Below are 14,718 nucleotides of genomic sequence, written 5' to 3'. Positions count from 1 at the left end.
TTATTAGGCTGCTGCAAATACAGTATTTAAGTGTGCTTTATATTCTTCAACATAACTATCAACGTTAGGCATTTTAATTACGTCATTTACGATAAATGTCGGAAGGGTGCTCATGCCTAAGAACTGATTGGCTTTATGAAATGGTAAATAAACACCATCTACACCTACACCGTGGAAGAATTGATCTGCATCTTCAAATGCTTCCATTGGAGCATTCCAAGTCAATGACAGCATATATTTTTTGTCATGAATTAGACCACCTGAACCATATTTTTTTGAGGCATCAGAACGGCTACGCCCATCACTTGCATAAAGTGAACCATGACCAGTGTTAAAGACATCATCAATATACTTTTTGACTGTCCAAGGTGCGCCCATCCACCAGCCTGGCATTTGATAAATAACAACATCTGCCCATAAGTATTTTTCAACTTCACTTTCAGCGTCATAATTGCTGTCTGCACGGGTGACTTGGACTTCATGGCCGAGTTCCGTGAGGTGTGTGGTTGCTAGGGTGGTTAATGTGTCATTTAATTCACCGTTTGAGTGGGCAAATTGTTTAGCACCATTAATCACTAAAATCTTACTCATGGAGGTTGCTCTCATTAAATTCCTGTATTTGACGCATACTCTATGAGATTTACTGTTGTAGAAAAATGCATGAATAGGAAAAATATTGTTGATAAAAAATCAATAATTATTATTGGATTTCTATTTAAAATTAATCTATCTCATTAATATCAATAAATTTATAGCTCTTTACAAAGCTCAAAAGGAAAAAGTGGCCTATTATCTTTAGCATTAATTTTGAGTAAATAGAGGGGAAGAGTGATGAAAAAGAATGGTTTGTTGATTATTTTCAGCCTAAGTATATTAACTGCTTGTGCTCCACCTCAAAATTCTTCTGTTCAACTCGCCGATAGTCCTATACAGGCTGTATTACTCGATCAACCAGATCTTTTAAATGATGCAAGTAACTTAGATATTTCACAGCAAATGAATGCTTCGGATGATCCTTCCAATGCTCAAGTTACTATTTTGCAAACAGAACCTAGTCCAGATGCGGTATCGAAAACACGTACTGAATATTTATTAAAACGGGATCAGCAAATCTGGAAAATTGTGAATAAAAAGCAAAGCTATCAATCTACAAAAGGAGAGGAAACTACAGATTTTCAAGTTAATCCTTGCCCATGATGCTTAATTTTTTATTGAATATGTGGATAACTTTGAGTTTGTACACAACCATAATTTGCATGCCTTTTTGTGTAAAAATCTGAAATTTAAGCTTCTTGAAATTGCATGATTGCTGATCAATTTAAAAAGTGCTATTGTTGCGCTCGGCAATTGTGCCAATTGGTAAAAATTACCGAATCTCACGTCATATATTTTTTCTCGTTTTAGACACCTTGTGAATACGGTGTTTCACACTCTAAACATGCACTCTCACGGCATATAACAACTTAACTAAAGATTGATTGACCATACATGTCATCGTCATGACTACATCTTATTTTTATAGGTAGTCCTACAGACATATGGCCGCTATTTTGAAGTGTACAACTCATGAAAAATATTCAAACGACAACGTTGAACCGTACAACGTTGATGTTTCCTTTGGCCTTAGTGCTATTTGAATTTGCGGTTTATATTGGTAATGACCTGATTCAGCCAGCCATGTTGGCAATTACTGAAGATTTTGGTGTAAGTGCAACTTGGGCACCATCTTCGATGTCATTTTATTTATTAGGTGGCGCATCTGTTGCATGGTTACTTGGTCCTTTGTCGGACCGTCTCGGACGTAAAAAAGTACTATTAGCAGGAGTTTTATTCTTTGCTCTATGCTGTTTTTTAATTTTACTGACGACGCAAATCGAGCAATTTCTAGCTTTAAGATTTTTGCAGGGAATTGGCTTAACCGTAATTTCAGCAGTTGGATATGCGGCTATTCAAGAAAGTTTTGCTGAACGTGATGCGATTAAAGTCATGGCACTCATGGCAAATATCTCATTACTTGCACCCTTGCTAGGACCTGTACTTGGCGCTTTCTTAATTGATTATGTGTCTTGGCACTGGGGCTTTGTCGCCATCGCTGTATTGGCATTACTCAGTTGGATCGGGTTGAAAAAACAGATGCCGAGCCAGCAAGTCAGTGTAACCAAGCAACCTTTTAGTTATCTTTTTGATGATTTTAAAAAGGTGTTTACCAACCGCCGGTTTTTAGGTTTAAGCCTTGCGTTACCTTTAGTGGGTATGCCTTTAATGCTATGGATTGCTTTGTCTCCAATCATTTTAGTAGATGAGTTAAAGCTCACTAGTGTGCAATATGGCTTAGCTCAATTTCCCGTATTTTTGGGTTTGATTGTAGGCAACATTGTCTTAATCAAAATTATTGACCGTTTGCCTTTGGGTAAAACCGTCATGATGGGTTTGCCGATTATGCTCACTGGTACACTCATTTTAATATTAGGTGTAGTGTGGCAAACCTATCTCATACCATGTTTGCTTACAGGCATGACGCTCATCTGTTTTGGTGAGGGAATTAGCTTTTCAGTCTTATATCGCTTTGCACTCATGTCATCTGAGGTATCAAAAGGAACAGTTGCAGCAGCAGTTTCAATGTTACTGATGATGAGCTTCTTTGCAATGATTGAGCTTGTACGTTATCTCTATACACAATTTCATTTATGGGCTTTTGCATTGTCTGCCTTTACCTTTATTGCTCTTTGGTTTAGCCAACCGCGAAGTGCTTTGAAGCAGGAAATGCAAGAAAGACTGCAACAAGGCAACAATTAAATAAAAAATACCGGAATTGATATTCCGGTATTTTTTTATTCTACTTAATCTCTTGTTCTAAAAGTTTGTCTTTAAGTGTTAATAGTTCTGGCAAAGTTTCTAGCAATAAACTGATTTGTTTTAACACGAGTGTGTAATTTTCTGAAAAGTGCTCATAAGTAGTTAGGCTTTGAATTTGCGCTAAAGTCTGCTCAAGGAAATTGAAATCAATATAAGCCGGATCAAATAAGCTCTGTTTAAGAATTTGCTGACAATCCAGTAAGAGTTGTAATACCTGTTGATCATCAATTTTTTGTCGTTGGCTTCCTAACGCTGCTACGTAACTCAGTTGGCTGTGGCTATAAACCAAATAACGAAAAGCATAATGGATGAGTTGAGGGTTCGGGTTGGGTTCAGCACTTAGGCTTGAAATCATGTTGGATAGCTCAATCTGAGCGTTATGCGCAGCACGACGAATTCGACGGTACTCTATATCCTGATTTTTGCCATATTGATATTGCTCAACAATCACATTGAAATAATCTAAGGTCGCTTTGCTGCTTTTATTAATATTATTGGGGATGTTTCGAAAGTTCCAGTCGGGCCAAATAAAGTTTACGGCAAGCCATGCAATAAAGCAGCCTAATAAGGTATCTATCAGTCGAGGCAAAATAATACTGTAGCCAGCGCCTTTTAAGTTGAAAATTAATAGCACCATAAGGGTAGCCATGAGCGTAGCCAAAGCATATTTCTTTTGACGTAAGTAAAAAAAGCAAACTCCACAAATAATTGTAATGATGAGCTGGCCTTCAATACTCGGTACAAAATATAAAATTGGTATTCCTAATAAAACACCGAGTAGGGTACCAATCGTTCTTAATTTAAGACGGCTTTTAGTCGCAAAATAAGTAATCTGACAGACAAACAAACTGGTCAGTAAAATCCAGTAGCCATGCTGTGCAAACGGTAATAATGAAATGGCATAACCTGCGGCGAAAACCACAGCAATTCGTATGGCATGCCTAAACAGCGCTGACTGTGGCGTAAGTTGTTGCCGAAGTTTTAAGATAAGATCTGAAAATCCTTGAATATCATCATCAAGTAAATTTAAGTGTTCTTGTCTTGTTTGAGTGTTATTTTCAGGAACAGGTTGGGCATATTGCAGTTGTTCAAACTGTTCATGCATTCCTTTTAAATTATCAAAAATAAGTTTTAAATTTTTAACTTCAAAATTTTGTGGATGTTGTTGTATCCAATCTTTTAAAGAACTTTCCAAATGTCCTAATACTTTCTGACTTTCTTGCGAAGGCTGATATGGCTGGGTATATAAAATACATTGAGCTAAATCTTGGCATGCTTGTGCTTGTAGACGCAGGTTTTTTTGGAAACGGAAAATAAGATCACTACGGCTAAAATTCTGTTGAATATGTTCGTAATGTAAGTAATTTGAAGTTGCTTGCTCATGAATGTCCCGTGCGAAAAAGTATAGATTTAACCAATAGATACTTTTATTACTGACTCTGGAAGCTTTGAGCCGAGTAAGTAGAGAACTGCGTATTTGATTGAGGCTTTGAGCAACTTGCGTATTTTGTAGAGATAATTCATATAAAAGCTGCTCAACATTCTCTTTATTGTCCGGATCAAACAAACGAGCTTTTGCTTGTAGTAGAACAGAAATTTCTTTAAAAATTTGCGAGAGCTTATCTTGTAAGGGAAGTGTCGGTTTAATAATAAAAAATAAAATAGAAGTTAAACCGTACCAGAGAGCGCCATAAACAAAATAAGTAGGTTGTTGATACCAATGTGCATATTCGCCTAAACCGAACATACTATAAATAGAGAGCAAAATAGTACCAAAAGAAATCGTGGCATAACGTTGCCCTAAGGCGCCTAGTAATATGAAAAAAGCGCTTGAGATAGAGAGATATAAAATAAAGAAAATTTTGTAAGGAGCTAAAAAGCCAAGAATACTACTGACTGTAAAAAAGAGCAGGCAGACATAGACCAAATTGCGTAATCGAATACTTAAGCGATCATCAAAGTCTGTTAATGCTGCTGCAATTGCGCCTAAGGTTACGGGAACAATAAGTTGATTATAGCCCAGCCACAGCAAACCTAAAGTTGTGCCAGTCAGTACAATCAGAATTTGCAGGCAATAAATTAAAATAGAGTTTGTCTTAAAGCTATTAAATATTTGGGTCAGATAATTCACGGCTTTTGTTCTAAATTAGAGAATACGTGAGAAAGCAGTATGTAACTTTAAATTTTTATTACTTCAAAAATATTATTCTTTTTATCTACAAAAGTCAGTCATTTTTTAAGATTTTATTAGACTTAAACCAAGTTGTAATGATCAATAAATTAACAAAATTGTGGATATCTTTTTAGATACCCACAATTTGAAAAATATATAAATTATTTAATCACACCACATGCAATTCGTGCTCCGCCACCGCCCAGAGGTTGAGGTGAGTCTGAATAATTGTCACCACCAGCGTGGATCATAATCGCTCGACCTTGAATATCGGCAAGTTTCAATCGAGGGGCGATTACGGCAGTTGTGGCAACACCTGTATTATCGACAACTAAAACAGGTAGATCACCTAAATGGCCAGTGGTTGGAGTACCATGATGAGGAGCTTGGTTCGGGTTATAGTGGCTACCCGCAGCTAAAGCAGCGCCAGGTTTTCCATCTTTTACGGCTGGGGCACAAGAAGCGTTTTCATGAATATGGAAACCACGAGTACCACTTGGTAAATCAGCAAGAGCAGGGGTAATAATTAAGCCTTTGTCGCTATCTTGAAAGCTAATCGTACCTATTTTTTTGCCAATACCGTTAGCTGTCACTTCATTTACATCAACTACTTTTTTTGTATGCATTGAGGTTAAGGCTTGAGTTGTGTCAGATACAGTTTTAGTTACCGAACTACAGCCAACCGTAAAAAGGGCTGTAAGCGCACAAACTGCGCTAATTTTATTAAACATCTGCATGATTGGATGTCCTTATAAATATATATGATCGTTTGATTCAAACAAACAGAGGTCTGACCTACAAGTTAATTTAAATAGTTAATTTGTATCTAGAAACATTTTTAAATTAAATAACTATGTCACTCTTTGTCATTGGACGATTCACTTTCAGAGTCATAAATCATAGTCGTTTTTGGCATAGGTTCAGGTTCAATCGTTTCATGTAACCACTCACGCCAAATTGCCAGTAAAATAGCCAAAATTACAGGGCCAATAAATAACCCGACCAAGCCGAAACTCGCAATACCACCTAATACACCAAACATAATTAATAAGAACGGAATTTTGGTGGCGCCAGAAATGACGAGTGGTCTAATCACATTATCTGAGCTACTGACAATCACCACGCCCCAAACGACAACGCCAATAGCTTCCATGGTTTGTCCTTGCGAGAACAACCATAAACCAACGCCTAAATAGGAAATTGGGGTACCAAATGGAATTAAAGCCAATAAGAACGTAGCAATAGTGAGTACCATAGGGTTTGGTACACCTGCTACGAAGTAACTTAATCCAGCTAAAACGGCTTGAGCAATTGCAGTTAAACCTACGCCATAGACTACTGCACGAGTTGTCTCGGAAATCGTATCAAGATAGTGATGAATACGAGGGCCAATGACCATTTCTAAAGCTTTACTCACTTGAGACAAAATCATTTGACCATCACGGTAGAAGAAAAATAGGCTAAATACGGCAAAGCCAAGTTTGACAATATTTTTGCTAATCTCACCGAGCAGTACACGGCCATAACTTAAATGACTTTGTACCCAAGCTGCGATATTTTGAATGGTGCTATTAGGATCGTTGTTTAATTCATTAAGTGTACGAGAAATTTCTTTTCCTACAAAAGGAAGCTCGCGTATAAAATCTGGAACGCTTAAATGGCCCGAAAAAACCTGACGTTGTAAGTCAAAATATAAGTTGCGTCCTTCATGCTGCAAAATGAAAATAGCGCATGTAAAGGGTACACCAACGACTAAAATGACCAGACTAATCATTAGAGTTGCATTTAAAGTATTGCGGGTTTCTCCAAAAAAACGCTGAATTCTTAAATAAATAGGCCAAGTCATATATGCAATGATGGCAGCCCAAAGTACAGGAACAATAAAATATTTCAGGATATTAAATCCTAAAAAAATCAAAATAAAAAACAGCCCAAACAATAAAACGCGCTGTAAATTAGGAGCGTATGGATGCACGAACAATATTTCTCTAATTTTCTACGTAGAATAAAGTCATATTAACTGAAAAATAACCTGAGGCAAATTTTAAGGTCACAATGTAAAAAACCTTATACAACTCTTTTTAGAGGCTAAAAGTTAATTAAAACCACTCAGCTTTATCTTCAATTAACTTGTTTAGAACGGGTTGCCATTGATTTTGGATACTAATAAAGTTCTTTTGCGGTTTATCAAAAATGCTTAAACCCTGCATTGCTAAGCTGCCATACGCAGTGCGTTCAGCAATCCATGCAACAGGTTCCTGTTCAATTTTTTCAAAGAACTGTTGGATATCTTTTGAACTTGCACTGTTTGGTTTTACACGATTTGCAAGAAGTAAAATCTGAACTTTACCTTTACGAATACGTTTAATGTCTTGTAAATGCTTTAAAAAACGACGAGTACTGTCTATATCAAAAAATGAAGGTTGAAGTGGAGTAATAATGGCATGCGCTTCACTAATAAGCTGTTCAGCATGCTCACCTGACAGAGCACCAGGCGCATCAATAATTAAATAGTCCAGATTTTTGGGTGCATCACCAATTGATTTTTCATGACGCCAGTCTAGGCTTTGAATAGTTGCAACAGTATCAGGGCGCTGTTTTAACCATTGTAAAGCCGATTTTTGATTGTCCGAATCTGCTAATGCTACTTTATATCCCTTTTGTGCCAATGCCGTTGCTAACGTAATGGCTGTCATGGTTTTTCCGCATCCGCCCTTTTGATTTGCAATAAGTATCGTTTTCATAAATCCAATTATTTTCAGCAGCACATTTGTTTATGTTTTATACCTTAGCATCTTTTTGTGAGAAGTAGATGACTGCATTTGACAAAAGTTTAAGCTGTTTCGTTATTTTAGATATGATTAGAGCTGTAATCTTAATTCGCGCTTTTTAAGGAAAATTTATGTCTGTATGGCTTGCCATGCTTATTGGTGTTGGCATTGGTATTATCATCACTACTATTATTTTATCAAATACACGTAATGGACGAATTAAGGCTGAATATGAGCAATATATTGCTGAACTTGAACTAGAGCATCAACAGGCGCTTACTCAAGCACAAAAGAGAAGTGTAAATACAAGTCGTGCGGTGTTGAAAGGAAAAATGGCAGAACAATTTGCTCCGGTTTTACCTGAATTTCAGTATTTACCAAGTGATGCAAAATTCATGGGCGATCCGGTGGACTATATTATTTTTGATGGATATACCGATTTTCGCGATGGCGATGGTACGGCAGAAGACATCAATATTATTTTGCTTGATGTAAAAAGTGGTGGAGCTAGACTTACGAAAGGTCAACAAGCAATTGCCCAAGCTGTTCAACAAGGTAAGGTTCGTTTCGAAACGTTGAGAATAGATTTCGAAGATTAACAAGCTGTTTAATTCAGCACAAAAATAGACGAAATTGATCTGTATTGTTACTAAATTTCGATATTTTTTTCATCGCTTAAAGCTATTATAAATTGAAGATCTATTCACTTTGATCTAGCAATATTTGAGGTGTAACACGATGAAAAAACAAAGTTTGATGATGGGCTTACTCGCCGTGATTGGCATGAGTTCAACATTTGCATCGACCTCAGGTGAATATAATATTGCCAATGGTTTGAGCCCGATAGAAAAAGATCAATCTATTTCTGTATTACAACCTTTTCAAGGAAATTTCAGAATCTTGGGTTCAAAAGTTTATCAAAATGATGAACAAGCTAAGTTTTCTCCTATCGACTATGCAGTAAGTTGGGGATTGTTTGCAAAGCCTGAAATCGCACGTCATATTTCAGTGAAACAATATGACCGTTATTTAAACTGGAAAATTCCTAAATTACCTGTTCCAGCAGAGCAAGCGATGCAAATGGTATCTAACATGCATATCATTCCTGCAAATCCTGAAATTGCTCAGCAGATTAAACAGGTTAAACGTGGTGATTTAGTTTATCTAAAAGGTGATCTTGTCGAGATTAAGGACAAAAACTTAGTTTGGAAATCCTCACTTACGCCGACTGATACGGGTGATGGTGCATGTGAGTTATTCCGCGTTCAGGCAATTCATTGGGTTGAAAAGCAAAATATATAATTTGAAAAAAAGCCTTCATAAGTTTGAAGGCTTTTTTATAACCAAGACATTGCTTATTTCTGTTGCGATGCTTTCCAATATTTTAATTGATTTTGCGCTTGTAAATAGTCGGCAAGATCATTGATCTGTTCATCTTTAGTGGCTTTCTTTTCACTCAAGTGTTTTTCTTGGTTTTCCCAATATTGATAAAGTAGACCCTGAATGTAACGACCTTGCTCAGTTTTTAAATCTAAATCTTTTAACATGGTCAGAGAAGAGCGCACATTATCGAGAGTACGCTGTTGCTCAAACTCTGTAGTGAGGGTTCCAGCTTCATGCATTTTTGCTAATTCACTTTCCATCTCGTCACTCATTTCTGTAAAGCGGCGGTCATAATCCTCTAAGAGCGCAATATCGTGTGCATCATTAGCAGTGGCAGGGAAGGTCTTAACAGGTCTTTCATTTAGTTTTTCTAAAACCTGATCGGTAGATGAGGTGGCAGAAGGTTGCTCCGTCTTAGCAGGCTCATCCGCTTTTTTACAAGCAGTCAGAAATAGGCTAGAGCAAAGCAAAGACATTAATATGATTTGAGGTGTTTTCTTCATAACTTTCAACCAAACCTATTCACTAATTATTTAACGGGTAACGTACTTTTTTGAAAGTGATATGCATACGTAACATATGGAAAATCAATCTGATCTTGAGGACCTAATCCAGTAAAATCATAAACAATTTTTTCAAACTGTGCTTTGAGTTGTAATTGATCTTTTTCAGTCATTGCAGCAATAAAACTCGTAGAGAGTAAACGTTTACTCACGACTTGTTCGACAGAACCATGTTGTGACTGTGTGAATGTTTGCAGGCTATCAAATATAAATAAATCTTGTTGTTCAAATACGCGTTTCCACTTTCCACTATGATAACGAGGTGTATCGCCTTCAAGTGGAAGTAGGAAATCAGCTAAAGCCTTGACCCAATCTGTACGTTCGTCGCGTTGATTCCAAACGAGCCCTAAATGTCCTTGTGGTTTTAATATTCTATGCATTTCTGTTAGGGTGTCGAGGTTGTCAAACCAGTGAAAAGATTGCGCACAAATAATGGTATCAATTTTATGATTTGCTACAGGAATTGAATGGCTAAAAGCCTGTAATGTTTGAATATCAGGATAAACTTGTTGAAGCTGCTGTAACATCTCGCCAATTGGCTCAACTGCAATAACATCAGCATGTGTTTGTTTTAAGTAGGGTAAGAATTTGCCAGTACCCGATCCAAGATCAATAACAGTAGAGTTTTCCTGTATTTGTAGGCAATTTTGCAGCCAACTTACTATTTCTGCGGGATAATTGGGTCTAACTTGCTGATATAGTTCAGCAGCTGAGCTGAAGCCTTTTTGAGCGGCAGGATGTAAGGATTGTGTCATATTTTGCGCTTTTTAATCTGACTGGCATCTATAAAATAAGATACTCCGCAATCATAAATTGGCAAAACACCTATTTTGTTTCATTTTTGACGTTGTATGTGGGAGTAAATTTTCTTTCGGTGTGAGCATGGATAAGCAAATTATTTTTGAAGACGAACACATTAGAGCCATTTTTTTACCAGGCGATTCTAATACATTAGTTCTCTCTTTTGGCGATTTGATTACCCGAGCGAGTGGCTTATCTATCAATGCTGAAAAGTCTCTAATTAAATACCAATATAATGTTATTGGGGTAATGCCAAAACAAAAATCATGGTTTCCTCAAGCAAGCATGATTGAGCTGGCAAAAGCAATTTCGCCTATTCTAGAAGGCTTTAAAAATATTGTGGGTTATGGCGGTTCAATGGGCGGCTATGCGGCAATCAAATATTCTAATTTATTGAATATGAACCGTGTGATTGCATTTGTGCCTCAATATTCAATTGACCCAGAGCATGTTGAAGACCGACGCTACGCTGAGTTTTTTGATTCGGTAGCAAACAAGGACATGCAGATTCAGCCGCAAGATGTCGATTCAGCGCGTGAATACGTTATTGTTTATGACCCATATTTCTCGATTGACCGTGAACATTACTTAAAAATAAAAGAGCTGTTACCTAGCTTACATACGATTCATTTGCCATTTACAGGTCATGAAGCATTGTCTGTATTGGCTAGTTCAAGTTTATTACATGATTTTATTGAACATGATTTCGATGAAATCTATTTTTATCAGCAAGTTCGTAAGGTCAAAAAACAAAGTAAGTTTTACTTCCGTAATGTACTTGCGCATGTTCTTACCCAACATGATGAAATGTTGTTAAAAATATTGCGTCAAAATGATTTTCAGTTAGATGAACGTTATTTTGATAACCCACTTAAACAGGCTATTACACGTAGTCTGATAAAAACAAATCAAGCAACTGAGTTAGACTTTCAAAAGCTTGGTATTAAAGTGCTGCGAATTCAAGAAGATGCAAATTACACAGAAGGCTTGCAGACTAGCTTTGGTTTAATTTTGGTATTTAACCTTATCAACTCAAAATTTGAAAGTTACACGGTAGACACTCTACTGGCGAATAAATCTTATTTGGTTCCAATTGTGGCAGAGCAAACTGGTGTAGTGAATATTGAATTAAATAATGAAATTTATTTGTTAGCGATGAATGATCGCAAAGTCATTAAATTGTTCAAGAGTGAAGAGCCTTTAACATCGGATATGAGTCCTTTTCTAATCAAAAAATATTCCGACTGCTTTGCGATTAGCTATAAGCAACTAAATTTATCTTGTGATGAACAAGGGCTGTGTGAATTTACGGAAGGTTCAATTCAACCTACAGAACAGTTGACTACCATCAGCTATTAAAACTTTATAGTGTTTAAATAAAGCTCAGACCTTTAGGTTTGGGCTTTATTTTTTGCTGAAAAAATATTTTTTTATAAACTTATTTGTATATTATTTTAAAATTCATTATTTAAATAAATAGTAGGTTTATTATATGGTGATCTGCTGTATTTAAAGTAGGCATAACCAGTAATGTATATAAATATTATATTTAAAAATAAATGGGTTTTAATAATACATAAATTGTAGAAATAATATAAGATTAATTAAAATACAGTTATAGCTATAAAAAAATATAACTAAATGTTTTTACTATATATTTTATTTTTACCTGAAGGGCTTGGTTAAAATAAGTTCACTATTCAAAGATAATTGCATATTTATTTTTTTCTCCTAAAATGATTTTTTACTAAATTGTCGTTACAGTTTTTTATATGCAATCATTAAATTATCGGAATAATGATGCATCGCAACATGGAAGTTCTGCACCTTTGAAACGAGCAATGAGTACTCGACATTTGGTGATGATCTCCCTTGGCGGTGCCATAGGTACAGGTCTTTTTTTAGGGTCTGGTGATGTAATTTCCCAAGCAGGCCCAATTGGCGCAATTATTTCTTATTTTTTGGGCGGTTTAATTGCCTATACCGTGATGTTATGCCTTGGTGAGCTTGCGGTTCATGTGCCGGAATCAGGTTCTTTTGGGGAATATGCGCGTCGTTATATTGGTCCGGGTACGGGCTATATGATTACTTGGCTCTATTGGTTAACTTGGACTGCAACTTTGGGGACTGAGTTTACTGCGGCCGCTTTATTGGTGCAGGAGTGGTTTCCATCTACCTCGGTATGGGCTTGGACTCTTTTTTTTGGCGCCTTAGTTTTTTTCCTTAATATCAGTTCAACTCGATTATTTGCCGAATCTGAATTCTGGTTGGCACTCGTCAAAGTTGTCACTATTATTTGTTTTATTGGCTTAGGTTTACTGGCAATTTTTGGTTTTATTCCTTACCACGGACATGAAACAGCACCATTATTTAGTAACCTGACTGCTCACGGTTGGTTCCCAAACGGTCTCTTCCCAATTTTTGCTACTATGCTGATTGTTAACTTTGCTTTTTCGGGCACAGAATTAATTGGAGTAGCGGCGGGGGAAGCTGAGAATCCAGCACAGACAGTTCCTAAAGCAATCAATGCGGCTATTTGGCGTTTACTGATTTTCTTTGTTGGTACAATTGTGGTGATTAGTTCATTACTGCCGTTCCAGCTTGCAGGCCTTAGTGCAAATGAAGTAAGTAATAGTCCTTTTGTGACGGTATTTAACTATATTGGTATTCCATACGCAGAAGATATTATCCGCTTTGTAATTATTACGGCTTTACTTTCTGCTGCAAATTCTGGGTTGTTTGCTGCTTCGCGTATGATGTGGTCGCTTTCGGCGAAAAATCAGTTACCAAAAATATTTTCTAAATTAACTCCTTCTGGAACACCGATTGTTGCCATTACCGTAACTATGTTTGGTGCAATTCCTGGGTTGCTTTCAGAACAATTCGCGCCAGAAACAATTTTTAAGAATTTGTTGGGAGTAGCTGCTTTTACGATGGTTGTGGTTTGGATTGCGATTTGCGTTTCACAATTTAACTTCCGTAGACAGTGGTATAAGTCAGGTAAAACAGCAAAAGATTTACGCTTCGCGGCACCTCTTTTCCCTCTTACTCCAATTGTAGGTGGGCTGTTCTGTATCGTTACCTGTATCAGTATGGTGTTTGACCCATCTATGCAAGTTGGTTTTATCTGCTGCATTATTTTTATCATTTTATGTTATGCAAGCTACTTCATTTTTTATCGAAAGAAAGATCTAGTGCAAAGCTAAGCTTTTTAGTCGAAAAATGTGTTTTTAAAGGTCCCGAAAGGGGCCTTTTTTTGTGCCTTAGAGGAACTACAAAAGAAAGAATTTCTGTATTTTTTTTAAAAATGAAGTTTTATTTTTGATCATGAAAACAAATATTGTTTTATAAAATTACCATTTATCGGATTCTTATTAATATTTATTTATTATTAATAGTTGATTAAGTCTATGTTTAGCTTGGTTATTTGATAAAGAGGTTTTTGGGTTTTTATAAAATATGAATTAGAAATGGACTTATTATAGATTTAATGTAGAGAGGGTATAATTTTTTGACAAATTCATAAAGGTGATTAATTTTTAAGTTATTGTTATTTATGATTTTAATTTGGTGTATTTTTTTAAATTATGATTTTATGTTTTCTATAAATTTTTTTTATTAAAGTTAAGCTTTTTTTAATATTTGTTGTTTTTTTATTATAAAGATTAGTGCGATTTGATTATTTTTTCTCTGCTTATTTATTTTAAAATGTTCTAAATGAGTGTGCTCTATGCTATATTTATTGGAAGATTTTATAGCTATGTTCCGGCTTAATTTTAAGCGGTGTGTGTAGAGATAATTAATCTGTAGCATTATTGAACAATGTTTATTTCTAAAAAGACTAATGGAGGGATCTATCGATTAGTCAAAATAATTTTTATGGACATATGATTTTTTTATAAATCATCGTTCTTTTTAACTCCCAAACGGTTATGCCATTTCTTTTGTATTTATATTTCAGCCGACTGGATTAAGTGGGTTGTGGTTAAACTTTGCTTTTATAAAGATAGCTTTATAAACAGTAAGTTACATGAAAGAAGGCTTGTAAAAGATATCGATATATAAAAGTAGATCATACTTTTAGTATCAACAAATGGAATTTAAAAAATCTAATGCTTTAGAAGAGCAGAAGGTTTAGTAAATAAACTAAGACTTTGTTATTGCAAGGTTT

The 14,718-nt window shown here is 35.9% G+C and carries 13 protein-coding genes; 6 read left to right on the top strand and 7 right to left on the bottom strand.

Annotated features, from left to right (window positions below; all coding sequences use genetic code 11):
• Positions 1-3: 3 nt before the first annotated feature.
• Positions 4-591 (bottom strand): NAD(P)H-dependent oxidoreductase, encoded by a 588-nt coding sequence (locus J655_RS15550; RefSeq protein ID WP_032052642.1) that lies wholly within the window; start codon positions 589-591, stop codon positions 4-6.
• Between the two features lie 237 nt (positions 592-828).
• Between J655_RS15550 and J655_RS15545 the strand changes: the two genes are divergently transcribed.
• Both J655_RS15545 and J655_RS15540 read left to right on the top strand, forming a co-directional pair.
• Positions 829-1,197, top strand: coding sequence for a hypothetical protein (locus J655_RS15545; protein ID WP_081310898.1), 369 nt, complete (start codon positions 829-831; stop codon positions 1,195-1,197).
• A 369-nt stretch (positions 1,198-1,566) separates the two neighbouring features.
• The gene (locus J655_RS15540) at positions 1,567-2,796 is read left to right on the top strand and encodes an MFS transporter (protein WP_032006337.1); all 1,230 of its coding nucleotides are present in this window, start codon (positions 1,567-1,569) and stop codon (positions 2,794-2,796) included.
• 40 nt (positions 2,797-2,836) lie between these two features.
• Here the strand turns inward: J655_RS15540 and yccS are convergent, their stop codons facing one another.
• The 4 genes from yccS to J655_RS15520 form a co-directional block, all read right to left on the bottom strand.
• Positions 2,837-4,987, bottom strand: a complete 2,151-nt coding sequence (gene yccS / locus J655_RS15535) for a YccS family putative transporter (protein ID WP_032052639.1) — start codon at positions 4,985-4,987, stop codon at positions 2,837-2,839.
• Between the two features lie 203 nt (positions 4,988-5,190).
• A complete protein-coding gene (gene sodC / locus J655_RS15530; protein ID WP_080947642.1) occupies positions 5,191-5,760 on the bottom strand; it encodes a superoxide dismutase family protein in 570 nt (189 codons plus the stop codon).
• Between the two features lie 125 nt (positions 5,761-5,885).
• A complete protein-coding gene (locus tag J655_RS15525; protein WP_032006332.1) occupies positions 5,886-7,004 on the bottom strand; it encodes an AI-2E family transporter in 1,119 nt (372 codons plus the stop codon).
• A gap of 124 nt (positions 7,005-7,128) precedes the next feature.
• On the bottom strand, positions 7,129-7,773 hold the full coding sequence (locus J655_RS15520) for a ParA family protein (RefSeq protein ID WP_005804567.1): 645 nt from the start codon (positions 7,771-7,773) through the stop codon (positions 7,129-7,131).
• A 158-nt stretch (positions 7,774-7,931) separates the two neighbouring features.
• Between J655_RS15520 and J655_RS15515 the strand changes: the two genes are divergently transcribed.
• Together J655_RS15515 and J655_RS15510 are read left to right on the top strand one after the other, a co-directional pair.
• Positions 7,932-8,399, top strand: a complete 468-nt coding sequence (locus tag J655_RS15515; RefSeq protein ID WP_032006331.1) for a Holliday junction resolvase-like protein — start codon at positions 7,932-7,934, stop codon at positions 8,397-8,399.
• Positions 8,400-8,538: 139 nt separating this feature from the next.
• On the top strand, positions 8,539-9,102 hold the full coding sequence (locus J655_RS15510; RefSeq protein WP_032006330.1) for a hypothetical protein: 564 nt from the start codon (positions 8,539-8,541) through the stop codon (positions 9,100-9,102).
• A 53-nt stretch (positions 9,103-9,155) separates the two neighbouring features.
• Here J655_RS15510 and J655_RS15505 read toward each other — a convergent pair whose 3' ends face one another.
• Positions 9,156-9,686 carry a hypothetical protein gene (locus tag J655_RS15505; RefSeq protein ID WP_081403799.1) on the bottom strand — a complete coding sequence of 177 codons (531 nt, stop codon included), beginning with the start codon at positions 9,684-9,686 and terminating at the stop codon, positions 9,156-9,158.
• A gap of 26 nt (positions 9,687-9,712) precedes the next feature.
• Positions 9,713-10,501, bottom strand: coding sequence for a class I SAM-dependent methyltransferase (locus tag J655_RS15500; protein ID WP_032052637.1), 789 nt, complete (start codon positions 10,499-10,501; stop codon positions 9,713-9,715).
• Positions 10,502-10,628: 127 nt separating this feature from the next.
• On the opposite strand from J655_RS15500, the gene J655_RS15495 reads away from it, so the two are divergent.
• Both J655_RS15495 and J655_RS15490 read left to right on the top strand, forming a co-directional pair.
• Positions 10,629-11,906 carry a hypothetical protein gene (locus J655_RS15495; protein WP_032052636.1) on the top strand — a complete coding sequence of 426 codons (1,278 nt, stop codon included), beginning with the start codon at positions 10,629-10,631 and terminating at the stop codon, positions 11,904-11,906.
• A gap of 413 nt (positions 11,907-12,319) precedes the next feature.
• A complete protein-coding gene (locus J655_RS15490) occupies positions 12,320-13,753 on the top strand; it encodes an amino acid permease (RefSeq protein ID WP_032052635.1) in 1,434 nt (477 codons plus the stop codon).
• Positions 13,754-14,718 lie beyond the last annotated feature (965 nt).

Origin of the sequence: Acinetobacter sp. 1294243 (assembly GCF_000588015.1) — a bacterium.
GTDB classification, from domain to species: Bacteria; Pseudomonadota; Gammaproteobacteria; order Pseudomonadales; family Moraxellaceae; genus Acinetobacter; species Acinetobacter pittii.
This window is presented reverse-complemented; position numbering and strand designations above follow the sequence as displayed.